This is a genomic window from Chromobacterium vaccinii (genome assembly GCF_001855275.1).
Taxonomy (GTDB): Bacteria; Pseudomonadota; Gammaproteobacteria; order Burkholderiales; family Chromobacteriaceae; genus Chromobacterium; species Chromobacterium vaccinii.
The window spans coordinates 4,720,201-4,741,931 of sequence record NZ_CP017707.1 but is presented as its reverse complement, the minus strand read 5'-3'; the positions used below and the strand labels follow the sequence as shown (position 1 = coordinate 4,741,931).

Sequence of the window (21,731 nt, the reverse complement as noted above, 5' to 3'; positions counted from 1 at the left end):
ATTCCTCGCGCCGCCCACCGTCCGGACGGAGCCGGCGGACTCAGTCCGACCGCTCCAGCGCCGCTTCCCACAAGGCTTTCGGCAACGCGTATTTGCCGCTGACGCGATGCTCCAGCGACAGGATGCGCCAACCGTCGGCGAACAGCTCGCGCACCGCCCGCTCATTGAAAAACCGCTTGGGCGCGCCGTCCACCAGATAATAATCCGGCGCGATTTCCGGATGCCCGCTGGCGCCGTAATGGTGATCGTCGGTCGCGTTCAGCCGGCACAGCAGCTTGCCGCCGGGCGGCAGACACTGGCGGATGCGCTCCGCGATCTCCACCGTCTCGTCCCAGGAGAAATAATGCAGGGCCAGACTCGCCACCACCGCGCCCGGCCGCACGCCATCCAGCGGAAACGGCCGCCTGGCATCCCGGCAATGGAACTTGCCGCCGGGCGCGCGGCGGGCTGCGGCGGCAACCGAGTCGGCCGACAGATCGAAGGCGATCAACTCCAGCCCCGCGCCGAGCAGCTCGGCCGAATCCTCGCCCTCGCCGCAGCCTATCTCCAAAACCGGCCCCAGCCTGCCCGCCTCCCGCAGCAACGGCAGCCAGCGCGCCAGCCACGGGTCACGGCTCTCGAGCGGGTCAGGCCGGCTCACGGACCTCGCCCAGAAACTCGGCCAGCGGGCGGCGCTGCTTGCCCGTCCCGTCGAAATTGCCGCTTGCCAGATAAGCGGCATAAGCCGGCCGCAAGGCTTCCCATTCGCCATCCAGCATGGAAAACACGTGGGTGTCGCGGTTGCGGCGCTTGACCACCATGGCCTGGCGCAGGGTGCCTTCGAACTGGAAACCCAGGCGGCGGGCCGCGGCGGCGGAAGCGGCGTTGCGCGAATCGCAGCGCCATTCGCAGCGGCGGTAGCCCAGCTCGAACGCGGCCTTCAGCAGCAGGAACACGGCCTCGGTGGCCAAACGGGTGCGGCGCAGCGCCTGCGAGAAATTGACGTGGCCGATCTCGATCGCCCCATGGGCCTGGACCATCTGCCGATAGCCCAGGAAGCCCAGCGGCTGCTCCGAGTCTTTGGCGCACACGATATAGAGCGCGGTGTCCGACTGCGCCACGGTCAGCGCCAGCCAGGTCATGAATCCATCCTCATCGGCGAACGGGCCATAGGGAAGATGCTCCCAATGCCCGTCGTCGCCGGCGAACAGCCGGAACAACGCCGCGCCGTGGCGGGCCGCGTCCAGCGGACGCAAGGACACGGTCTCGCCATAGATGGCGGCCTCGGGCGCCTTGCCGGCGGAACGCCAGTCGGGCAGAAGCTGGATCGGGGAAAATATCTGCGGAGAGTGCATGCTCAGGCGACCGTTTCTGTTTTTTCCGTGGAAATGGCGGGCCCCGGCGCCGCGAACGCGGCGCCGGATCGCGAAAACAAGGTCATTTTGCTACAAAACGGCAATCCGTGTTACCCATTTCGAGTTTGGCGCGGGGAAACTCATGCCAGAATCCTGCCGGTCAGCCGCTCCAGCTGCCGCAGCGGCGACTTGGCCGGGTCGTCCATCTTGTCCAGCGGCAGCCACAGCGTCTGCTCCAGCATGAACTGGCCGGACATCACCGCGTGGGACGCGTGGTCGGAGAAGCAGATCCAGGCACCGCCCGGCGCGAACGGCACCGTTTCCTGCGGACAATCGCGCTGGTACTCCAGATCGGCCTTCATCGCGTCGTGCAGGTGCAGCATGATGTGGTCGTAGCCGCTGCGCTTGCGCTTGGTGATCTTCAGCGCCGCCAGCAAGGCGGCCGATCCCGGCCATTGGGCCGGCACGCGCGGCAGCATTTTTTTGGCCATATCCTCGAACGGCTCGCCGACGCGCCACACCCGCGGCTCGCCCGCCGGGTTGATGTTGCAGAACACGCGCAGGATGCGCTCGCCGTAGGTGGGGCGGGACGGGAAGGCGTCCACGTGCAGGCGGCTGTCGTCCTTGCGCCACGAGGTCTTGCGGTCTTCCACCCGCACCAGGCGCAGGCTGGTTGGCGCGGCGCGGGTCTTGCCCTGGTATTCCGGCAGCACGCGGGCCAAGAGATCGGCGGCGGCGCGCTGGTAGCGGGACACCAGCGAGCGCACCGCGCGCTGCGCGTCATCCCCGCCCAGCACTCCATGCAACGCGCCATTGCCCGGCTCCAGGCTGATGTTCTTGCGCTTGGGGTCGGCGATGGCCGGATTCAGCAGCGCCTGCTCGGCGGCGCTGAGCGCGAAGCCGAAATCCGGCACATGCAGCACCGCGCCCGCCTCCAGCCTGCTCACCAGCCCCGTATCCCCATCCTTCACTCCGACAATGCGTTCCGCCATGATTTCGTCTCCCATCCCGGCAATCATCCAATATTTCGAGAGGCGCGAGCTTGCCGCGCCGCGCAAACCGGCAAGGGTACACCCAAAGCCGCCGCGCCGGCAGCCCCGCTCCGGCGCAGTCCGGCCAGCGCCTTGATTCGCGTGGAAAATCGCCGCTCGCAAAGCCCCTACCGCCATGCGGGCGATTGGCGAGAATAAACAGTTGTTTATGCTGATTTTTTTTCCAGAATGCGGCATAATGGCCGGCTGCCTGAATTCGACGTGAACGCATGACTACTCCGCAAGCCAAACCAATCGATTCCTACCGCAAGTACTGGGCCAGCCGTTTCGGCACCGCCCCGTTCCTGCCGATGACCCGCGCCGAAATGGACGAGCTGGGTTGGGACTCCTGCGACATCATCCTGATCACAGGGGACTGCTACATCGACCACCCCAGCTTCGGCATGGCGCTGGTGGGCCGCTTGCTGGAGGCGCAAGGCTTTCGCGTCGGCATCATCTCCCAGCCCGACTGGCACAGCGCCGACGCGTTCCGCGAACTGGGCAAGCCGAACCTGTTCTTCGGCGTCACCGCCGGCAATATGGATTCGATGATCAACCGCTACACCGCCGACCGCCGCGCGCGCTCCGACGACGCCTACACGCCGAACGCCGAGCCCAACAAACGGCCGGACCGCGCGGTCACCGTATACGCCCAGCGCTGCCGCGAGGCCTATCCTGGCGTCGGCGTGATGATAGGCAGCATCGAAGCCAGCCTGCGCCGCATCGCCCACTTCGACTACTGGAGCGACAAGGTGCGCCCGTCGGTGCTGGTCAACTCCAAGGCCGACATCCTGCTGTACGGCAACGCCGAACGCGCGCTGGTGGAGATCGCCCACCGCGCGGCCAAGGGCGAAAAGCTGTCGGAGATGCGCGACATCCGCGGCACCGCCTTTATCGTGCCGCACGGCTGGCGGCCGGACGACGAGTGGCAGGAGATGGACTCCAGCGTGGTGGACATCCCTGGCCGCGTCGACCCGCACCTGAACCCGTATCAGGAAATCCCGGAGCAGGCGGCGGAAGCCACCAAAGACATCGATCCCTCCAAGCCGCAGGTGATTCGCATCGAATCGCGCGAAGAGCGCCTGGCCAAGCGCCGCGCCGAGCGCGCCAAGACCGTGATCCGTATCCCGGCCTACGAAGCCGTCGCCCACGACCCAGTGCTGTACGCCCACGCCAGCCGCACCCTGCACCTGGAATCCAACCCCGGCAACGCCCGCGCGCTGGTGCAGATGCACGGCGAGCGCGACGTGTGGCTGACGCCGCCTCCGATCCCGCTCACCACCGAGGAAATGGACTTCGTCTACGGCCTGCCCTACGCCCGCAATCCGCATCCGGCCTATGGCGACGCCCACATCCCGGCCTGGGAGATGATCAAGTACTCGGTCAACATCATGCGCGGCTGTTTCGGAGGCTGCACCTTCTGCTCGATCACCGAACACGAAGGCCGCATCATCCAGAGCCGCTCGGAAGAGTCCATCCTGCACGAGATCGAGGAAATCCGCGACAAGACCCCAGGCTTCACCGGCCACATCTCCGATCTGGGCGGCCCGACCGCGAACATGTACCGCCTCTCCTGCAAGGACCCGAAGATCGAGCGTTCCTGTAGAAAGCTGTCCTGCGTGTTCCCGGACATCTGCGAAAACCTGAACACCGACCACAGCCATCTGATCCAGCTGTACCGCAAGGCGCGCGCGCTGCCGGGCGTCAAAAAGATCAACATCCAGTCCGGCCTGCGCTACGACCTGGCCGTGCGCTCGCCCGAGTACATCAAGGAGCTGGTGCAACACCACGTCGGCGGCTATCTGAAGATCGCTCCGGAACACACCGAGGACGGCCCGCTGTCCAAGATGATGAAGCCGGGCATGGGCGCCTACGACAAGTTCAAGGAACTGTTCGAGCGCTTCAGCCGCCAGGCCGGCAAGGAACAGTACCTGATCCCCTACTTCATCGCCGCCCACCCGGGCACCAGCGACGAAGACATGATGAATCTGGCGCTGTGGCTGAAGAAGAACAACTTCCGCCTGGACCAGGTGCAGACCTTCACCCCGACGCCGATGGCGATGGCCACCACCATGTGGCACACCCGCCGCAATCCGCTGAAGCGCCTGAGCCGCAGCTCGGAAAAGGTGGACGTGGTGCGCGACGGCTACCGCCGCAAGCTGCACAAGGCCTTCCTGCGCTACCACCATCCGGACAACTGGCAGATCATCCACGACGCGCTGATCCAGATGGGCCGCAGCGATCTGATCGGCCACAGCAAGCACTGCCTGATACCTCCGACGCAGCCGGGCGACAAGGCCGCCGCGGTGCGCCACAAGATGGGCGCGACGATGAGCCGCGGCAAGTCCCTTGGCGCCCGCCAGCCGCAACAGGGCCAGCGCGCCAAGCCTGCCGCGGCCGTCGGCTCGCATGGCCAAAGCGGCCGGCCGGCCTCAGGCAAGCCGCAGGCTGGCCGCTCGCCGGCCAAACCCGGCGGCAAGACCGGCCGCAGCCGCTGACGCCGTCCCGCCAGAAAACGCCGCCGACCGCGGCGTTTTTCTCGCCGCCGCGCCCGACATGCCAATGCGCTGGCGCCGCGCCCGGACTAGGGGCACAATATTGCGAGCGGCATGCCATGAACGGTAACACTCGACCGAGAAACTGAATGCCGTTGCAAGGTGCCCCTCTCCCCATCGCCAAACCGCTCTCCCCCGGGAGAGCGGTTGGGGAACGGGGCCGCAAGACGCCCACTCGACACCTTCGCCCACGAGAAACAGCCATGATCCGCATCCCCTTCGACCACAGTTACGCCCGCGACCTGCCCGACGCCTGGGCGCCGGTGCGGCCGGAAACGCCGGCGGCGCCGGAGCTGCTGTACTGGAACGCCGAACTGGCTGGAGAACTGGGCCTGGATGCCGAACAAGCCAGCGAAGCCGAGCTGGCGCGGCTGTTCTCCGGCGCGGACATCCCAGAAGGCGCGCAACCGATCGCCCAGGCCTACGCCGGCCACCAGTTCGGCGGCCTGTCGCCGTCGCTGGGCGACGGGCGCGCGCTGCTCTTGGGCGAAGTGACGGACCGCAACGGCCAACGGCGCGACATCGCCCTCAAGGGCAGCGGCCAGACGCCGTTCTCGCGCCGCGGCGACGGCAAGGCCGCCGTCGGGCCGATGCTGAGGGAGTTGATCGTCGGCGAGGCGATGCAGGCGCTGGGCATCCCCACCACACGCGCGCTGGCGGTAACGGCCACCGGCGAGCCGGTCTACCGCGAACGGCCGCTGCCCGGCGCGGTGCTGGCCCGCGTCGCGGCCAGCCATCTGCGCGTCGGCACCTTCCAGTACTTCGCCATCCGCGGCGAAACCGGCATGCTGAACAAACTGGCCGACTACACCATCGCCCGCCACTATCCGGAGCTGGCCGGCCAGGACGGCCGCCACCTGGCGCTGCTGGCCGCCGTGGCGGAGCGCCAGGCGGCGCTGATCGCCCGCTGGATGCACGCCGGCTTCATCCATGGCGTGATGAACACCGACAATATGGCGTTGTCCGGCGAAACCATAGACTACGGCCCCTGCGCCTTCATGGACGCCCACTACCCCGGCACCGTGTTCAGCTCGATAGACCACCAGGGCCGCTATTCCTACGGCAACCAACCGGCCATCGCCCAATGGAACCTGGCCCGCTTCGCCGAAACCCTGCTGCCGTTGATCTCGCCGGAAGACCCGGCCGCCGCCGTGCCGGCCGCGACCGAAATCGTCGAAGGCTTCGAGGAGCAGTACCAGCGCCGCTGGCTGGAGCAGGCGCGCCGCAAGCTGGGCCTGGAGGGCGAGCGCGACGGCGATCAGGCGCTTGCCGACGACTGGCTGGTGCTGCTGGCCGCCCACGGCGTCGACCACACCCTGGCCTGGCGCTACCTGGCCGACGAGGCGGAGGGCAAGCCCGAACGGCTGACGTCCCTGTTCCCATCGCCGGACGCGCTGGCGCCGTGGCTGAAGCAATGGCACGCCCGCCACGTGCCGCGCACGCGCCGCCCGCCCGACATCGCCGCCGCGATGCGCCGCGAAAGCCCGCTCTACATTCCGCGCAACCACCTGGTGGAAGAAGCATTGGACGCCGCCAGCGAACGCGGCGACATGAAGCCGGCGCTGAAGCTATTGGAAGCGCTGCGCCAGCCGTTCGCCGAGCACGAGGGATGGGAACGCTACGCGCTGCCGGCGGAGCCGGAACTGGCCGAGGGGTATAAGACGTTTTGCGGGACATAATAAAGAACTCGCCGCATACCTATAAAGAGCAAGCATTTATGCTTGCTCTTTTACTATAACCAGCAGTAAACAACCGATCAGCCCCAAGTAAGAGAGGAGTGGAAATTATGGCTCATGAAGTCACCCTCAACCTTAGCGAAAAAATCATCCTACACAAAGACGTAGAATTTGAGATAAAACTTGATGGTGCCAAACTGGGAACGTTGCTGATCAGCAAAGGAAATATAGAATGGCTGCCCTCTGGGAATTCGATCAATAAAAAGCAAATGACTTGGAGGCGCTTCTCGGAGATCATGGAACAGGAAGGGAAACCAACCAGATCCAAAAAATAAAAAATATCAATTTCCCCTTACACGCTTTTCGCCATCACATAATCATCCATCACAAAACCATTGCCGATATCGGCCGCCACCTCCCCCCGCACGCGAAAACCGCGTTTTTCGTACACGGCGATGGCCTCGGCGTTGTGGCGGTTGACGGTCAGCATCAGCGTGGCGCAGCCCATCGCGCGGGCGGCGGCCTCCGCTTCATCCATCATCTTGCCGCCCAGCCCTCTTCCCCGCATCTCTCCCAATAGATACAACTGCTCCAGCTTCATCTCGCCGGGAAGCTCGGCCATCGCGTAGCTGCAATAGCCTACCGGCCGCCCCTCCACCCGCAGCAGGCGGAACCAGCGGTCCGGCGCGTCCAGATAGCGGCTGAGCTTTTCCGGCGTGTAGCGGCCGGACACCATGTAGTCGATCTGCTCTCGGCTGATCATGCCAATGAAATGCTTGCGCCAGATGGCGGCGCCCAGCGCGGCGACGGTTTCGAAATCGGCGGCAGTCAGGGGACGGAGGGTGAAGGCGGCATTCATCGACGCAAGCTCCTGGAAACGAATGGCAGGACAGGGGACGCACAGCAGGATATGGCTGAGGCATTCTCGAATGGCCTGGCCAGGCTGTCCAGCGCCGCGCGCGGGTGACATTCCCTAAGCAAACCATCATTGCGAAAATCCGATCCGCCGCGCATAAACAAGACAATGCCCGCCGACAAGGGAACCGTCCATGGCCGCCACCCTCAAGCTGTCGCAACTGATCAGCTCGCTCAGCTACGCGCTGGACATCACCGAAGGCCAGCCCGAGGGCCACTGCGTCCGCAGCTGCTGGATAGGCATGCATATCGGCCGCGCGCTGGGCCTGGCCCCGCAGGAGCTGTGGGACCTCTACTACGCCATCCTGCTGAAAGACCTGGGCTGCAGCAGCAACGCCGCCCGCATCTGCGAGCTGTATCTGACCGACGACCGCAGCTTCAAGCAGGACTTCAAGCAGGTGGGCGTCAGCCTGCCGCAGATGCTGGGCTTCGTGTTCAGCAATACCGGCACCCACGCCGCCGGCTGGCGCGAGCGCGCGGCCGCCATCGTCAACGTGCTGCGCCGCGGCAAGGAAATGGCGGACGAGCTGATCAACACCCGCTGCCACCGCGGCGCAGACATCGCCCGCCAGCTGCGCTTCAACGAAAACGTGGCCAACGGCATCCAGTACCTGGACGAGCATTGGGACGGCTCCGGCCGCCCGCTGGGCCTGCAGCGCGACGCCATCCCGCTGAACGCCCGCATCGCGCTGCTGGCCCAGGTGATAGACGTGTTCCACGTCACCCACGGCCGCCACGCGGCGCTGGACGAGGCGGTGCGCCGCGGCGGCGGCTGGTTCGATCCGGAGCTGGTGGCCGCCTTCCGCGGCGCCGGCCGCGACACGGCGTTCTGGCAGCGGCTGGAGTCCGACGACATCGAGCGCGCGGTTTTGGAGCTGGAGCCGGCCCAGTGCACGGTGCCGCTGGACGACGACTACATGGACGAGATCGCCGAGGGCTTCGGCCAGGTGGTGGACTCCAAGAGCCCGTTCACCGCCGGCCACAGCCTGCGCGTCGGCCATTACGCCGACCGCATCGGCGAGGAGCTGGGCCTGAGTCCGCAGCGGCGGCGCTGGCTCAAGCGCGGCGCCTTGCTGCACGATGTGGGCAAGCTGGGCGTCAGCAACACCATACTGGACAAGCCCGGCAAGCTGACGCCGGAAGAGTGGGAGGCGGTGAAACTGCACGCAGGCCACACCGAGACCATACTCGGCCGCATCGAATCGTTCGCCGAGCTGGCCAAGGTCGCCGGCGCCCACCATGAGCGGCTGGACGGCAAAGGCTATCCGCGCGGCATCGCGGCCAGCGAGATCGCGCTGGAAACCCGCGTCATCACCACCGCCGACATCTTCGACGCCATCCATGCCGCCCGCCCCTACCATCCAGAGAATCCGGTGCCGAAGACGCTGGCCATCATGCGCGAAAACCTGGGCAGCGCGCTGGACCCGTCCTGCTTCGAGGCGCTGGAAGCCGTGCTGCGGGAAGAGGACGCGCTGGAAAGCGATGTCATCTGCCTGACCTGAGCACGCCGGCCTCCCTTCCGGCTTTCCGATGCGCGACAAACTAGACCGCCTCGCCGCCGACCTCAAGCTGGATTCGCCTGAGCGGGAAACCCTGCGCCTGCGCTTCGGCCTCGCCTGCGCGCGGCGCGTCGCCCATCTGCTGGAAAACGAAGACGCGCGCGCCTGCCTGGACGGCCTGGAAAGCTACCTGAGGGGCGAGATGAGCCGCGACGCCCTGAACGCGCTTGCCGCCCGCGCGGCGGCGTTGGCCGGCGCCCATCCCGGCTCCCTCTCGCTGGACGGCTGCGGCCATGCGGCGGTCTCGGCCAGCTACGCGGCTGCCCGGGCCCTGGCCGGCCAGGCGCGGCAAGCGGCCGAATACGCGGCCTATGCCGCCGTCTACGGCCAGGGCGGCTACGGCGCGGCGATGGCGCCGGAGTCGTTCCAGCCTGAGTTTGCATGGCAGACGGCTTGCCTGGCCGAACTGGCGCGCGAGATGAGAATCGGCTGACAATAGGCCTTTTCCCGCCGGACCGTTCACGCCATGCCTGCGCACCGGATACGCAAAGCCGCTCCCGCCGACCTGGCGCGGATGAACCGAGTGGCGTTCAAATCCAAAGCCCACTGGGCCTACACTGCGCGCCAACTGGAAGCCTGGCGCGACGACTTGACGACGCCCTGGCGAGCCATCCCACTTTCGTCGCGGAAATGAGCGGCAGAGTCGTGGGCTTCGTCCTGCTGAACCCGCACGCCGCGCCATGGCGCCTGGAATCGCTGTCGGTGCTGCCGGAATGCATGGGCCTCGGCCTGGGCAAGGCGTTGCTAGCGCACGCGCTGGACATCGCCCGCGCTGCCGGCCAGACCGATATCGCGATAGCGCCGATCCCAACTCGCTGGGTTTTTACCTGTCCCGCGGCGCCCGCCTGCTGGCCGATGTCGCCGCGCCGATAGACGGCCAACCCCAGCGCGTCAGGCCACAATTGCTGCTGGCCACCTTGCCGCAGGGCCTAACCGAGCCAAGAAATCAGGCGTACGCGTCGATGCCGCGCGCGGGAGCCCGCCCAACGGCAGGCCCCTCGCTGGGGTGGCTGCCCCGCCAGTTCTGGTAATCCTTCCACGCCTGCCCCAGCCGCTGGCTGGCGCTGCTGTCGCCCTGCATCGGCGTCAGCTCCACCCCCAGGCGATACAGGATGCGGAAGATGCCGTCCACGTCCTTCTGGCTGCGGAACTCCGGTTCCGCCGCCTCCGCGTTGCGCGCGCCTTGCTGCTCGACACGGGCCCATCTCTCGAATGCGGCCTGGTCGCCAGCCTGACCCAGGCTGTCGGTCGCGGCCGCCTTCACCCTGTCGTCGCCCTGCAGCGCCTGGTGCAACGCCTGCAAACGCTCCAGCACGCCCTGCCCTTGCTGATCGTTCCGCATCCGTCCCTCCACGCTGGACAGGTTGGCCATGCCGCCTATGGCCGAGTATTGCGGGGTAAGACCCTTCGCCTTCATGTCGGCCAACCAGCTCAGATCGCGCTTGTAGTAGCCCATCGGATCCACCATCCCGCGCTGGGTCAGCGGCAACAACGATTCCGCGTCATCCTCGGACAACACGCCGCCAGCCCGCAGCAATTGGCTATATTGCTTGACCTGCTCCACCGACAAGCTCGCGATGTCGGTTCCCTTGATCAACTGCAGCATCGACAGGCTCATGCCGTACTGCGCCTGCGCCTGCAGCCCCGCCAGCGCTTCGGCCGCCTGTTTCGCCGGGCTGACAGGCGCTTGCTGCGGCAACTGCTCGCCGGCCACTTCCGTCGACGGCGTGGCCGGCGCCTTGAAAACCTTCTTGTCCGTCTCGTCCGCCGGCTTCAGATCGATGCCGAGCTTGTCGCCCGGATGCCGGAACTGCCACGTCCGATACGCCTGCAACGCTTGGCGAGCCCAAGCGCCATCTTCCAAATCGGAAGCTGGCGAAGGCAGCTCCATGCCTGCGCGTTGCATGACCCGGCCTATCGATTCTGCGGTTTCCTGGTCTAAAACCAGCGCTTGACCGTTGGCCTCGGCCTTCTCGGCCGATCGCGCCCAGCGTTCCAGATTCAGCAGATCCTTCGCCTGCGACATGCCGCCCTCGGTGGCGGACTGTACGTCGTCCTCGCTCTGCAGGGCGTCGTGCAGCGCCGCCAGCTTCTCCAGCGTTTGCTGCGCCCTCTCATATCCCTTGATCGCATAATCGGCGAAACGCAGCGACACCTCTCCCGACTTGACGCCGGCCACCTCGTCATCGCGCCGCTTGGAGAAAATATCCAGCGCGTTGACCTCGCCGGAGCCCTTCCAGCCTTTGTTCGCGATGTCGGAACGAATCACCGCGGCAGTCTCGCCGTCCATCTCGTCATTCGCGGCCAGAATCTCCGTCAGCGCGTACAAGTCGCGGCCGGACATGCTGCGCACATCGTATTGCTTCAGCAGTTGCAGCGTCCGGGTGCTCAAGCCGTAGCGCGATTCCGGCGAGCCGACGACGCGGCCGTTAAGATCCTGCAACGGTTCGGGCTTGCCGCCGCCCTCGTCCGCGACGCCCTGGACCCGGCCGGTGAAAACGGCGGCCGCTTGCGGCCGGAAGGAGATGGTCAAGCCATTATTCACAATCACGATTCTGTCCCTGAATATCCAACCACTTTTCATATCGGCCATTTCAATGCAATATTTAGTCAAAATTTAAACAAAATCAGCAATCCAGAAACCAAACAGCGCGCCAGCGCGCACTATTCACAAAACCGCTTGCAACCATGCACTTCATCTTCGACATAGACGGCACCCTCTGCTTCAACGGTTTCAGCATCAGCCCGGCCATTCAGGACGCGCTGGCCGAACTCGAACACCAGGGACACCGGATAGGCTTCGCCTCCGCCCGCCCTTACCGCGACATGCTGCCCTTGCTGGACGAGCGCTTCCACGGCGGCCTCTTCGTCGGCTCCAACGGCGCGATGACCTGGCGCCGGCGCACGCTGGTGGATCTCTCGCCGATTCCGGACGACACGCTGGAACAGCTGTTTGAACTGACCGAACGCCATGCCGCATCCTGGCTGGCGGATCTGGACTGGCATTATCACTACAGCGGCGACCCCGCCCACCCCTTCATGAGCCTGGTCGATCCGGGACGGCTGGCCCGCCACGTGGAACGCGGCGCAATCCGCCGGGCCGCGAAACTGCTGGTCACCGACTGCGAGGACAGCGACGGATTGCAACAGGCGCTGGCGCGGCGGTCCGATATCCGCATTCATCACCACTCGGACCAGCAGATCGTCGACATCACCGCCGCCGGCGTGGACAAGGCGGCCGCGCTGGCCCGCCACGGCATCGCGGCGGATGAAATGGTGTGTTTCGGCAACGACAGCAACGATATCCCGATGTTCGCCGTCGCCCGCCACGCGGTGCAGGTGGGCGAGCATACGCAACTCGGGACGCTGGCGACGGAACGGATCGCGCGGGGCGATGACACCGAGGAACAGTTGATCGCGACCATGCGCCGCCTGGGCGAGCGCTTCGCCGCCGCTTAGGATTCGGCCAGCGCGCCCAGGCTCGCGGCCGTCACCATGGCCAGCCCGGCCAGTTGCAGCGGTCCGGGCGTCTGGCCCAGCAGCGCGGCTCCGGCCAAGACCGCGACGGCCGGCTCCAGGCTCATCAGCACGCCGAACGAGGCCGCGCTCATCCGGTGCAGCGCGGCCAGCTCCAACAGATACGGCAGCACGGGCATCAGCAGAGACAATCCCGCCAGTCGCGGCAATGCGCCGGCATCAGGCAAGCCGCCGGCCAGGCAAACCGGCAAGGCGAGCAAGGCGGCCACCGGCAAAGCCAGGGCCACGCCGTCGTTGCCGCGGCAAAGATCGCCGGCCCGCCTGAGCAGCGCGATGTAAGCCGCCCAGCACGCCGCGCCCAGCAGCGCCCAGGCCAAGCCGGCCGGATCCGCCGTCCAGCGCTCGCCATGCCGCGCCAGCGCCAGGATGCCGGCCAGCGCCAGCGACGGCCACCAGCCGCGCCTGGGCCCCTTGTCGGTTCGCCATGCCAGCAGCAGCGGCCCCAGCAGATTGATCGCCACCGCCAGCCCTTGGGGCAGCGTGAGAATGGCCGCGAAAAAGCTTCCCAGCATGCCGGCCATCGCCAGGCCCAGTCCGAGCAGCACCCGCCATGCGCCGCCAGGCAGCCGCGGCAGGGCCGGACGCCGCCACAGCGACAGCAGCGCGGCGGCGAACACCAGGCGCCAGGCTGTCGCGTGCAACGCGCCCAGCGTCTGCGTCGCGGATTGCGACAATGCCGCGCCGAACTGCACGCAGCACATGGACAAGACTGCCAATCCGGCGCCGGACAGCACGCGCGCCCTGTCGGGCCATCCTGTCGCCTCAATAGGTGACGAACTCACCGCGCAGCCTCCGCTTCATCTGCCGATGCCGCTCCGCCAGCTGCGGCGTCAGTCCCTCTCCGCCCAGATGCACCACCGCAGCGCCGCCCAGCTCCTCCCTGGCCAGGCCGACGACGGCATCGACGCCGCCTGCCTGCTCCCCGATCAGCCTGAGCAACACCAGCGCATGGCGCATGTCGTCGGTGATCAGGCCAATGCGGGCCGCCCGCGCCGCGTCCGGCCCGTTGACGCCTATCGACCAGCGCGCGCGGCGCAGCATCACCGCATCGTTGGCGCCGTCGCCCATCGTCACCAGGCGGTCCGGACCGCCGGCGCGGCGCGCCAGGGTCAGCGCCAGCGCGGCCTTCGCGCGGTCGCCCACCATGGCGCAGGCCTCGACGATCCGGCCCAGCGCGGTGAAGGCGGGGCGGGCCGCCCTCTCGCCATGCGTGTAGGAAATGCCCAGCTCTTCGCGGTACAGGCGGCGAAACCGCTGCCGCAGCCGTTTCCTGCCTGCATCCGAAAAATGCCGCCTCCGCGTCGAGCCGTCCATCCACACCTCGGACTCGCGGTCTATCAGCTCGTAGGCCTCGCGCAGATAAGCCCTCACCCAAGCGATCTCGACATCCCAGCGGCCAAGCCTGCGCAGCAGCGCCTCCGCCTCCCGCAAAGGAAACGGCGAGCCCAGCAGCCGGCCAGGCGACAGCCAGCCGCACCGCTCGGCCACCGCCCGGTAAGGCTGCTGCGGCGCCGTGGTGATGCCCGCCCGCTGCCAGCCCATCTCGTCCAGCCGCCGCGCCATCTCGGCCGCGCCCGGCGTCTCCCGCGACCCCAGCGCCAATCGCTCCAGGTAAGCGTAATCGGCGCCGGCCGCCAGCAGCAGGGGCAAGGCGAAGATAGTGTCGGTGCCCTCCTGCGCCAACGTGTAGCCGCCCTCGGGCCGCGTCCCGCGGCGCCTGGCGCCTCCCGGCCGCCGCGAGACCTCGGTATCGGCGCTGAAAGCCGCATAGCCCTCGGCGTACAGGATCTGGCCATACGACGGCTCGGCATCGATCCCGCCCGCCGGCGGCGCCAGGCAGGCGGACAACGCCTCGGCGATGAAATCCCCCAAGAACAGCGGCCCCTCCACATCGCTGGCCAATAGCCAGCCCCCGGGCAGGATGCGGGCCGCATCGGCCATCTTCCCCAGACTAGCCGCCGCCAAGCCGCCGATATCGTCAGTCTCCATCGCGTTTCCCCGATAGCCGGATGATGCTTCCGGTATAGGGAGGCGGCCCGGGGCCGGCAACGGATTGCGGTTTGTCCTTACGCCCCGACAACACCGGCAGGCGAGTGCCCGCCGCTGGCCTTGCCGGCCGAACGCCGATGTATACTGCAGGCATAATCACAACAAGCCGCAATCGCCATGATCCTCGTACACACGCCCAATCCCAAGGAAGTCGCCGCCTACCTCGACCTGTTCCGGGCGGCCATGCCGGAGGAAAGCTTCGCCAGCCTGGACCAAGCCGATCTCGGCCAAGTCCGCCACCTGATCGCCTGGGGCCTGCCCGATGGGCTGATCGCCCGCCTGCCCAAGCTGCGGGCGGTGTTCGCGCTGGGCGCCGGCGTGGACAAGCTGCTGTCCCGGCCCGATCTGCCGGCCGATCTGCCGCTCTATCGCCTGCTGGACAGCGGCATGGCGGCCCAGATGACCGAATACATCCGCTACGGCGTGCTGGGCTACCAGCGCAATATGGACATCTACCGCCGGCAGCAGGCGGCGGGACAATGGCGGATGCTGGCGCCGCGCCTGCCCGGCGACATCCGCGTCGGCATCCTGGGCCTGGGGGAGATAGGCTCGGCGGCGGCCAAGGCGCTGAGCAAGGACGGTTATCAAGTCAGCGGCTGGAGCCGCAGCCCCAAACACATCCACCATGTGCGCAGCCTGCATGGCGACGCCGGCCTGGAAAAGCTGCTGGAAAACAGCGATGTGCTGGCCTGCGTGCTGCCGTCCACGCCCCAGACCCAGGGCCTGCTCAACGGAGAGCGGCTGTCGCTGATGCCGCCGGGCTCCATGCTGATCAACGCCGGCCGGGGCGACCTGCTGGACCAGGACGCCCTGCTGGCCCTGCTCAACAACGGCCACATCCGCTGCGCGCAGCTGGACGTGTTCGCCCAGGAGCCCCTGCCGCACGGGCATCCCCTGTGGCAGCACCCCTCGGTCGCCATCACGCCGCACATCGCGGCGATCACGCTGCGCCAGCAGGCGGTGGAACAGATCGCGGCTAACCTGCGCAAGCTGGCCGCCGGCATGGAGGCCGATGGCCTGGTGGTGAGAAGCCAGGGCTACTAGCGCCTGTCGACGCTCATTTAGAGCCGCCGACAAAACCCCTGATGCTGCATTGCGTCGACTTTTCCTACGGCTTGCGCTGTCTGCGTCGGCGCGCCTCGCCTCAGGTGCTCCACGAGGTTTTGTCAGCGGCTTTTAAGACGTAGCCGGATGCTGCGCGCGGAGCAAGCCGTCTGGCCGGCCGCCTGTACAAACAGGCAATTGACCTTGCCTTAATTCATACTGTCGCTTTATAAGAAACTGAAACCAATAGACATTTTTATTATTAAAATAAAATGTCAAATGCATAGTAATAAAGTACAGTAGCGCCTCTTTCCGCTGATTTCTACCATGCCGCCATTTCTCTGCTGCAACGCACAAAGGGGTAAGAAATGGCCCGCATCGCTCAATCCATCCGTGTGGAACCCGCCAGGCTGCCCGACCATGAAAGGGAAGCATTGGCGCGCGAACTGTTCCAGGTCCACGACGCCATCTTCGCCGGCACCGACCTTCCCACCTTCGCCAATCTGGTGATGGCTCCGCCCTCCGAGCACAGCAGCCTGCTCCTGCACCGGGATGAAACCGGCCGCCTAGTGGGCTACTGCACCATGCACCGCTTCCGCCGCCAGATAGGCGGGCGCACCTGCAGCGTGCTGCGCGCCCAGTCCGGGTTGTACAAGGAGTTCCGCGGCAAGAACAGCAACATCACCTTCCTGATGCGGCAAGTGATGTACCACTGGCTGCAACACCCGCTGCGCCCTCTATATTTCTTCGGCGTCATGCTGCACCCGTCCAGCTACGCGGTGCTCCACCGTTTTTCCCACCGTTTCTGGCCCGCGCCCGGCCAGGACAACCGCCATCCGCTGGCGGCCAAGGCCTGCGAACTGTTCGCCAGCTTCAACATCACGCCGGTGTCGCCGGACCGTCCCTTTATCGCCAATCTGGGCATCCTGACCCGCGAAGGCAAGGACGACCATCAGCTCTGGCAGAACTCCACCAAGCCGTCCGACCGCTTCTTCCTCAGCGTCAACCCCGGCTACCGCCAGGGCGATGGCCTGCTGGCGCTGGTGCCGCTGTCGCCGCTGGCCGTCGGCCACGCGCTGGTGCGCTGGGTGAAAATGCGCAAGCAGAAACGCGCCCGCTGAATCCATCCGCCCCCGGACCGGACGCAAGGCAGCGCCGGCCGGGGCGGTCCCACGCGCTTGATCAAGTCCAAGATTATAAGCATGTCCGGCTCGCCCTCCCGCAGATAACCCACCGTGCGCCAGCGCCTTGCCGCTGTCCGGGTAGAAACACACTTCATTGGGATGGTTCAGGCCGACGCCGAGATAAACCAGATCCTCATCGTAAGGATTGGCCAGCTGGCAGGCGACGCCGGTGCCGGCGCCGGGTCAGTTTGGCGCCCAGCCTTCCCTTCTGCTCGTCCAGAAACGGCGTCAGCAGCCGGCAGGCTGCCGCCCCAGCGCTCTCCCTCCCGATAATCCTTCTCCTCCGCATCTCCGGCATTCGCCGCATTGGCGGGCCTGCCGCGCCTGATGCTCTCCCGAGAAGATTCAAACCAGCCGGCGTCCATGCCCCGCCATCCAAACCACATACCCATGGATGAAAGGAAAACCCACTCTTCACGCCATCGACACGTCAATCCGGCCGGCGTACGATAAAACCATGTAAAAACCATGGGAAAACAGCCGTGACGCAAGACACCGACCCCATCACCGCCCCCGCCGAACCCGACGCCACGGCCAAACCACGCCGCCAATCGGCGCGCGAGCGCAATCTCCAGCGCGTGCACGACGAATCGGTCCAGATCATCGAACAGACCAGCCGGCAGCCGATGGCTCTGCAGGTGGCACAGGCTCCCCACGGCAGCGACGAAGACAGCATCAGCGCCGAATTGCCCGCCGACTACCCCTACCACACCCGGATGCGCCGCGCCGAATACGAGCGGCTGAAGCAGGAGTTGCAGATCGAGCTCTTGAAAGTGCAAAACTGGGTCAAGGAAACCGGGCAGAAGATCGTGATCCTGTTCGAAGGACGCGACGCCGCCGGCAAGGGCGGCACCATCAAGCGCTACATGGAACACCTGAACCCGCGCGGCGCGCGGGTGGTGGCGCTGGAAAAGCCGTCGGACCTGGAGCGCGGCCAATGGTATTTCCAGCGCTACATCGCCCACTTGCCCAGCGCCGGAGAGATCGTGTTCTTCGACCGGTCCTGGTACAACCGCGCCGGCGTCGAACGGGTGATGGGCTTCTGCTCGCCCCACGACTACCTGGAATTCATGCGCCAGACGCCGCAACTGGAGCGGATGCTGGTCAACAGCGGCATACGCCTGTTCAAATTCTGGTTCTCGGTCAGCCGCGAAGAACAGCTGCGCCGCTTCATCTCGCGGCGCGACGATCCGCTGAAGCACTGGAAGCTGTCGCCGATCGACATACAATCGCTGGACAAGTGGGATGACTACACCTCGGCCAAACAGGCGATGTTCTTCCATACCCACACTGGCGACGCGCCCTGGACGGTGGTGAAGTCGGATGACAAGAAACGCGCCCGCCTCAATTGCATCCGCCACTTCCTGTCGCGGCTGGACTACCCCGGCAAAGACCCGCGCGTGGCCCATGCGTCCGATCCTCTGATCGTCGGGGAACCATCCGCCATGCTGGGCCGGGAGGAGCATGACGCGCTGAGTTTCTGAGCGGTCCATCGCGGCGACAGGCCGACGCGCCGGCCTGTCGCCGCCCCCACCTGTCCTTTCTAACTAGCTAGGCCATTTTCCTCTTGTGGTCGTTTAGATCAAATGCATAATATGCGCTCCGCCTTGCTCGCGGCAGCATCGCGCATACTTCGCCCAAGTCAGACGTCAAGGCAGCAGATGAACATGAATTCCAACACGACCACCAGCCAGCGCGCGCGCGCCAAATCAGCAATCAGCCGGCTCTTTCCCCCGATCTTGTTTCTCGCCGCCAGCCTGCTCTCTCTCGCCCCAATGGCTCGGGCCGCCGGCGTCACGCTCACGATCAGCGGCAATATCGGCAAATTCACCAATCAGCCCGCCCGCAATTACGTCTTCAGCGAAGCCGAATTCAACGCGCTGCCGATGCGCGAAATCAGCACGGCGACCGACTGGACGCCCAAGGGCACTTTCCGCGGGCCGCTGGTGCGGGAGCTGCTGGCCAAGGTCGGCGCGCAAGGCCGCCAGATCAAGTTTTATGGCGAAGACAACTACAACGTCACCATTCCCGCCAGCGACTTCAGCAAATACGACGTCATTCTGGCCAGAACCTGGAATAACAAACCCCTGCAGCTGAACGACTTCGGCCCATTCTGGGTGATGTACCCCATTCAAGACATGTCGACCTCCGAAACGAGCGGAATCTTCATCGCCAAACTCGCCTGGCAAGTCACCCGCATCGAGGTCAAATGACTCGTTATTTCCGTCTCGTGCTCAGCAGCATAGGAGGGCTGGAACGCGCCTTCCTCGCCCTGTCGCTGCTCGCGACCGTGATCATTTCCTTCACCTTGTACGCTGCGGTCATCAAGCGCCCCATCACCAACAAGGCTTCCGATCTGTACTGGATGGTGGCGCAGATGCAACTGACCTTCAATCGCCTGGAAATGGATGCCTGGCGGTACCACTCCGGCCAGATCACCCGCGAGGAGACCGACAAGAGCTACGCCATCGCCGAAAGCAAATACCAGCTGTTCACCCGCTCGTCGCTGGTCAACGCGGACCTGGAAAAAATAGAAGGCTTCGACCAGATCAAAGACCTGCTGACCAAGATCTTCCGGCATCCGCCGCGCCAATGGACGAAGCAGGACGCGCTTGAGCTGTCGAGCGACATGGAACAGATGCGCCCGCTGCTGGCCGACTATGGCGTCAAGGCCCGCTACGCGGAAAACAGCCTGATCGTGCAGCAAATGCGCATGGTGGAGCGGCACCAGACCATGTACCTGCTGGGCCTGATGTGCTGGCTGGCCTTTCTCGGCATCTTCTGGTTCGTGCTGCACCGGCTGGCGGAAATCAAACGCCACTCCATGCAGCAGCAACAGGTTCTGGAACGGGAGCAGGCGGCCAGGGCCGCGCTGGTTCGGACCGAGCTGGCCCGAGACACCTTCCTCGCCACCATCAGCCACGAAATCCGCTCGCCGCTGCAAAGCATCCAGACCTGCACCGAGCTGCTGGAATACAGCATCCCTGCCGACAATCCCGGTTACGCTTACCTGTCCCGCCTCAAGCAGAGCAATGCCTACCTGCTGGCGCAAGTGCGGGACATCATGGACATCTCCGCGCTGAAAAACCATCAGCTCGCGCTCGACCCCGCCGCCACGGACATAGAAGAACTGGTGGCCTGCATCATCGCCGTGCATCAGGGCAATGCCGAGGCCAAAGGCCTGGCGTTGACCGTGGCCGTGCCGCCGATGCCCATGCTGTGGCTGGACGGCAACCGGCTGCGCCAAATCATGTGGAACCTGCTGTCCAACGCCATCCGCTACACCGACCAGGGGCAAATCCGCCTGGAAATGGAATATCACCCCCGAAATCTGACGCTCAAAGTCGCGGATACCGGGGTGGGCATTCCCGAGGACATCAAAGTCCAGCTGTTTCGCCCCTTCACCCGCGGCAAAACGCGCCGCCCCGGCAGCAGCGGCCTGGGGTTGGCGATCGTGCACGAGCTGGTCACGCTGTTCGGCGGCCAGATCGAGGTAGACAGCCAGGAAGGCCGCGGCACCACCTTCACGCTGAACCTGCCGGTTCAAGAAGCTGCCATACCGGAAAACAGCGATGCCGCCGGCAGCGGCCAAAACCGCGTCCTGCTGCTGGACGACGACGATCCGATACGCGAATCCTACGGCGCGCTGCTGCAGGAAAACGGCTACAGCGTGGCCAGCTTCGCCACGGTCAACGACGCGGCGGCCCAGGTCATGCGCCACCGCTTCGACGTTCTGCTGATAGACCTGCAAGTCGGCGCGGCCAGCGGCTATGAGGTTGCCGAGGCTGCCCGCCGCTTCGGCCCGAATCAGCATACGCCCATCATCGGCATGACGGCGTTCCAGCAAGAGTTCAACGACGCCCGCAGCGCGCTGCTGGCAGGCAAGCTGGAAAAACCATTCAGCTTCTCCCAACTGGAACAGCTGCTGTCCATGCATCTGCCGCGCAACAATGCCGGCGCGCCGGCCTGAAGCCAGGAGGCCAGCATTGTTGCCGCAAACCCACACACGACTTGCCCCACCACCGCCTGAGCGGCCACAAGATACTGCGGCAAACCTCGCCTGAAACCATTGATTTTCAATCACATCTTGTTTACCCCGTTCAAGCGGCACATACTGAGCTAAGTCGCATTCCCCTAATGCAGATATTCGGGATCCGCCCGTTCATCCGGGGAGAAACGCATGCATGACCTTCAATTCATCCGCGAACACAAGAGCCTGATCAATCACGCGCTCAAGCCCTTTCATCCGCATCATCTGCGCTACGTGCCGGAAGTGTGCGCCGGCGACGCGGAAGTGGTGTTGCTGATCTCCCCCGCGCCGGACACGTCGTACTTCGACATGTTCGAGATGGAGGAGCGGCTGGCGCAGCAGCTGGGCGTCAGCGTGCAGCTGATCAGCGAGAACGGACTCAGCGGACAGGAGCGCAGGCAACTGCTGGAAATCGCCCAGGAAATCTAGCCGCATGCCCACGCCGGCCGAACGATGCCAGCACATGCTGGACGCGTTGCAGAGCGTCCTTCAATACACCCAGGGCGCCAACCTCGCCTCGTATCTGGCGAATGGGATGCTGCAGGATAGTTGCTGCTACCAATTCGTGATCCTGGGAGAGGCGGCCAAGGACTTAGCGCGCTTGGCCGCCCCGCAGATTTCGCAGTATGCTCCCGGCCTCGTTCAACAGCTTAGCCATGCCAACAAGCTCAGGTGCAAGTTAGTCCACGATTACCACCAACTTGACCAGCGCATGATATGGAACACCATCCGGGGCGACGCCCCCGCCCTGCTCCAGGATTTGGCTCAGTTGCGGCCTTATCTGTGACGCGCCTACCCTGCTCAAGCTTTCCGCCAG

Annotated in this window: 21 protein-coding genes; 14 read left to right on the top strand and 7 right to left on the bottom strand. The window is 65.5% G+C overall.

The window, feature by feature from the left end; genetic code table 11:
* Nucleotides 1-40 precede the first annotated feature (40 nt).
* The 3 genes from BKX93_RS21915 to kdoO form a co-directional block, all read right to left on the bottom strand.
* Nucleotides 41-640, bottom strand: coding sequence for a class I SAM-dependent methyltransferase (locus BKX93_RS21915; protein ID WP_046168216.1), 600 nt, complete (start codon nucleotides 638-640; stop codon nucleotides 41-43).
* Nucleotides 627-1,334: a GNAT family N-acetyltransferase gene (locus BKX93_RS21910; protein WP_070981361.1), complete on the bottom strand. Its 708-nt coding sequence runs from the start codon at nucleotides 1,332-1,334 to the stop codon at nucleotides 627-629. The genes BKX93_RS21915 and BKX93_RS21910 overlap by 14 nt, the downstream gene beginning before the upstream one ends.
* A 140-nt stretch (nucleotides 1,335-1,474) precedes the next feature.
* Complete coding sequence (gene kdoO / locus BKX93_RS21905; RefSeq protein WP_070981950.1) at nucleotides 1,475-2,326, bottom strand: Kdo hydroxylase KdoO; 852 nt, start codon at nucleotides 2,324-2,326, stop codon at nucleotides 1,475-1,477.
* A gap of 269 nt (nucleotides 2,327-2,595) precedes the next feature.
* Between kdoO and BKX93_RS21900 the strand changes: the two genes are divergently transcribed.
* The 3 genes from BKX93_RS21900 (at nucleotide 2,596) to BKX93_RS21890 (ending at nucleotide 6,931) form a co-directional block, all read left to right on the top strand.
* Nucleotides 2,596-4,863: a YgiQ family radical SAM protein gene (locus tag BKX93_RS21900; protein ID WP_046168218.1), complete on the top strand. Its 2,268-nt coding sequence runs from the start codon at nucleotides 2,596-2,598 to the stop codon at nucleotides 4,861-4,863.
* A gap of 260 nt (nucleotides 4,864-5,123) precedes the next feature.
* Nucleotides 5,124-6,599, top strand: a complete 1,476-nt coding sequence (locus BKX93_RS21895) for a protein adenylyltransferase SelO (RefSeq protein ID WP_070981359.1) — start codon at nucleotides 5,124-5,126, stop codon at nucleotides 6,597-6,599.
* Nucleotides 6,600-6,706: 107 nt separating this feature from the next.
* The gene (locus BKX93_RS21890) at nucleotides 6,707-6,931 is read left to right on the top strand and encodes a hypothetical protein (protein WP_070981357.1); all 225 of its coding nucleotides are present in this window, start codon (nucleotides 6,707-6,709) and stop codon (nucleotides 6,929-6,931) included.
* 17 nt (nucleotides 6,932-6,948) lie between these two features.
* Here BKX93_RS21890 and BKX93_RS21885 read toward each other — a convergent pair whose 3' ends face one another.
* A complete protein-coding gene (locus BKX93_RS21885; RefSeq protein WP_070981355.1) occupies nucleotides 6,949-7,455 on the bottom strand; it encodes a GNAT family N-acetyltransferase in 507 nt (168 codons plus the stop codon).
* A gap of 190 nt (nucleotides 7,456-7,645) precedes the next feature.
* Between BKX93_RS21885 and BKX93_RS21880 the strand changes: the two genes are divergently transcribed.
* The 3 genes from BKX93_RS21880 to BKX93_RS26030 are packed head-to-tail and all read left to right on the top strand — an operon-like array spanning nucleotide 7,646 to nucleotide 9,943.
* The gene (locus tag BKX93_RS21880; protein ID WP_046157714.1) at nucleotides 7,646-9,013 is read left to right on the top strand and encodes an HD-GYP domain-containing protein; all 1,368 of its coding nucleotides are present in this window, start codon (nucleotides 7,646-7,648) and stop codon (nucleotides 9,011-9,013) included.
* A 28-nt stretch (nucleotides 9,014-9,041) separates the two neighbouring features.
* Nucleotides 9,042-9,503 (top strand): hypothetical protein, encoded by a 462-nt coding sequence (locus BKX93_RS21875; protein WP_070981353.1) that lies wholly within the window; start codon nucleotides 9,042-9,044, stop codon nucleotides 9,501-9,503.
* Nucleotides 9,452-9,943 (top strand): GNAT family N-acetyltransferase, encoded by a 492-nt coding sequence (locus BKX93_RS26030; RefSeq protein ID WP_083340632.1) that lies wholly within the window; start codon nucleotides 9,452-9,454, stop codon nucleotides 9,941-9,943. Before BKX93_RS21875 ends, BKX93_RS26030 begins: the two co-directional genes overlap by 52 nt.
* A 73-nt stretch (nucleotides 9,944-10,016) precedes the next feature.
* Here the strand turns inward: BKX93_RS26030 and BKX93_RS21865 are convergent, their stop codons facing one another.
* Entirely contained in the window at nucleotides 10,017-11,621 is a 1,605-nt protein-coding gene (locus BKX93_RS21865; RefSeq protein WP_145929370.1) for a hypothetical protein, read from the bottom strand.
* Nucleotides 11,622-11,758: 137 nt separating this feature from the next.
* On the opposite strand from BKX93_RS21865, the gene BKX93_RS21860 reads away from it, so the two are divergent.
* A complete protein-coding gene (locus BKX93_RS21860) occupies nucleotides 11,759-12,529 on the top strand; it encodes an HAD-IIB family hydrolase (RefSeq protein WP_046168222.1) in 771 nt (256 codons plus the stop codon).
* Here BKX93_RS21860 and BKX93_RS21855 read toward each other — a convergent pair.
* Both BKX93_RS21855 and BKX93_RS21850 read right to left on the bottom strand, forming a co-directional pair.
* Nucleotides 12,526-13,323, bottom strand: a complete 798-nt coding sequence (locus BKX93_RS21855; RefSeq protein WP_145929369.1) for an EamA family transporter — start codon at nucleotides 13,321-13,323, stop codon at nucleotides 12,526-12,528. The two genes, BKX93_RS21860 and BKX93_RS21855, sit on opposite strands and share 4 nt — an antisense overlap.
* A gap of 46 nt (nucleotides 13,324-13,369) precedes the next feature.
* The gene (locus BKX93_RS21850; protein ID WP_070981346.1) at nucleotides 13,370-14,596 is read right to left on the bottom strand and encodes a cation-translocating P-type ATPase; all 1,227 of its coding nucleotides are present in this window, start codon (nucleotides 14,594-14,596) and stop codon (nucleotides 13,370-13,372) included.
* Between the two features lie 177 nt (nucleotides 14,597-14,773).
* Between BKX93_RS21850 and BKX93_RS21845 the strand changes: the two genes are divergently transcribed.
* From BKX93_RS21845 to BKX93_RS21815, 7 genes are all read left to right on the top strand, one after another.
* Entirely contained in the window at nucleotides 14,774-15,700 is a 927-nt protein-coding gene (locus tag BKX93_RS21845) for a 2-hydroxyacid dehydrogenase (protein ID WP_046157709.1), read from the top strand.
* A 368-nt stretch (nucleotides 15,701-16,068) separates the two neighbouring features.
* Entirely contained in the window at nucleotides 16,069-16,821 is a 753-nt protein-coding gene (locus BKX93_RS21840) for a hypothetical protein (protein ID WP_144408865.1), read from the top strand.
* Nucleotides 16,822-17,510: 689 nt separating this feature from the next.
* Nucleotides 17,511-18,368 carry a polyphosphate kinase 2 gene (ppk2, locus tag BKX93_RS21835; protein WP_313900555.1) on the top strand — a complete coding sequence of 286 codons (858 nt, stop codon included), beginning with the start codon at nucleotides 17,511-17,513 and terminating at the stop codon, nucleotides 18,366-18,368.
* Between the two features lie 177 nt (nucleotides 18,369-18,545).
* Nucleotides 18,546-19,097: a putative pterin-binding protein gene (locus BKX93_RS21830; protein ID WP_160298948.1), complete on the top strand. Its 552-nt coding sequence runs from the start codon at nucleotides 18,546-18,548 to the stop codon at nucleotides 19,095-19,097.
* Nucleotides 19,094-20,854 carry a hybrid sensor histidine kinase/response regulator gene (locus BKX93_RS21825; protein ID WP_046157706.1) on the top strand — a complete coding sequence of 587 codons (1,761 nt, stop codon included), beginning with the start codon at nucleotides 19,094-19,096 and terminating at the stop codon, nucleotides 20,852-20,854. Before BKX93_RS21830 ends, BKX93_RS21825 begins: the two co-directional genes overlap by 4 nt.
* Before the next feature lie 210 nt (nucleotides 20,855-21,064).
* Nucleotides 21,065-21,343 carry a hypothetical protein gene (locus BKX93_RS21820; protein ID WP_070981345.1) on the top strand — a complete coding sequence of 93 codons (279 nt, stop codon included), beginning with the start codon at nucleotides 21,065-21,067 and terminating at the stop codon, nucleotides 21,341-21,343.
* Between the two features lie 4 nt (nucleotides 21,344-21,347).
* The gene (locus tag BKX93_RS21815; protein ID WP_070981343.1) at nucleotides 21,348-21,701 is read left to right on the top strand and encodes a HepT-like ribonuclease domain-containing protein; all 354 of its coding nucleotides are present in this window, start codon (nucleotides 21,348-21,350) and stop codon (nucleotides 21,699-21,701) included.
* The last annotated feature ends 30 nt before the right edge of the window (nucleotides 21,702-21,731 follow it).

Bases quoted from the DNA above. Each gene is read 5' to 3' on its own strand.
- BKX93_RS21815 (WP_070981343.1), top strand. From the start codon at position 21,348: ATGCCCACGCCGGCCGAACGATGCCAGCACATGCTGGACGCGTTGCAG.
- BKX93_RS21820 (WP_070981345.1), top strand. From the start codon at position 21,065: ATGCATGACCTTCAATTCATCCGCGAACACAAGAGCCTGATCAATCAC.
- BKX93_RS21895 (WP_070981359.1), top strand. From the start codon at position 5,124: ATGATCCGCATCCCCTTCGACCACAGTTACGCCCGCGACCTGCCCGAC.
- BKX93_RS21890 (WP_070981357.1), top strand. From the start codon at position 6,707: ATGGCTCATGAAGTCACCCTCAACCTTAGCGAAAAAATCATCCTACAC.
- BKX93_RS21825 (WP_046157706.1), top strand. From the start codon at position 19,094: ATGACTCGTTATTTCCGTCTCGTGCTCAGCAGCATAGGAGGGCTGGAA.
- BKX93_RS21885 (WP_070981355.1), bottom strand. From the start codon at position 7,455: ATGAATGCCGCCTTCACCCTCCGTCCCCTGACTGCCGCCGATTTCGAA.
- BKX93_RS21830 (WP_160298948.1), top strand. From the start codon at position 18,546: ATGAACATGAATTCCAACACGACCACCAGCCAGCGCGCGCGCGCCAAA.
- ppk2 (WP_313900555.1), top strand. From the start codon at position 17,511: ATGGCTCTGCAGGTGGCACAGGCTCCCCACGGCAGCGACGAAGACAGC.
- BKX93_RS21840 (WP_144408865.1), top strand. From the start codon at position 16,069: ATGGCCCGCATCGCTCAATCCATCCGTGTGGAACCCGCCAGGCTGCCC.
- BKX93_RS21845 (WP_046157709.1), top strand. From the start codon at position 14,774: ATGATCCTCGTACACACGCCCAATCCCAAGGAAGTCGCCGCCTACCTC.
- BKX93_RS21900 (WP_046168218.1), top strand. From the start codon at position 2,596: ATGACTACTCCGCAAGCCAAACCAATCGATTCCTACCGCAAGTACTGG.
- BKX93_RS21910 (WP_070981361.1), bottom strand. From the start codon at position 1,334: ATGCACTCTCCGCAGATATTTTCCCCGATCCAGCTTCTGCCCGACTGG.
- BKX93_RS21850 (WP_070981346.1), bottom strand. From the start codon at position 14,596: ATGGAGACTGACGATATCGGCGGCTTGGCGGCGGCTAGTCTGGGGAAG.
- BKX93_RS21875 (WP_070981353.1), top strand. From the start codon at position 9,042: ATGCGCGACAAACTAGACCGCCTCGCCGCCGACCTCAAGCTGGATTCG.
- BKX93_RS21860 (WP_046168222.1), top strand. From the start codon at position 11,759: ATGCACTTCATCTTCGACATAGACGGCACCCTCTGCTTCAACGGTTTC.
- BKX93_RS26030 (WP_083340632.1), top strand. From the start codon at position 9,452: ATGGCAGACGGCTTGCCTGGCCGAACTGGCGCGCGAGATGAGAATCGG.
- kdoO (WP_070981950.1), bottom strand. From the start codon at position 2,326: ATGGCGGAACGCATTGTCGGAGTGAAGGATGGGGATACGGGGCTGGTG.
- BKX93_RS21880 (WP_046157714.1), top strand. From the start codon at position 7,646: ATGGCCGCCACCCTCAAGCTGTCGCAACTGATCAGCTCGCTCAGCTAC.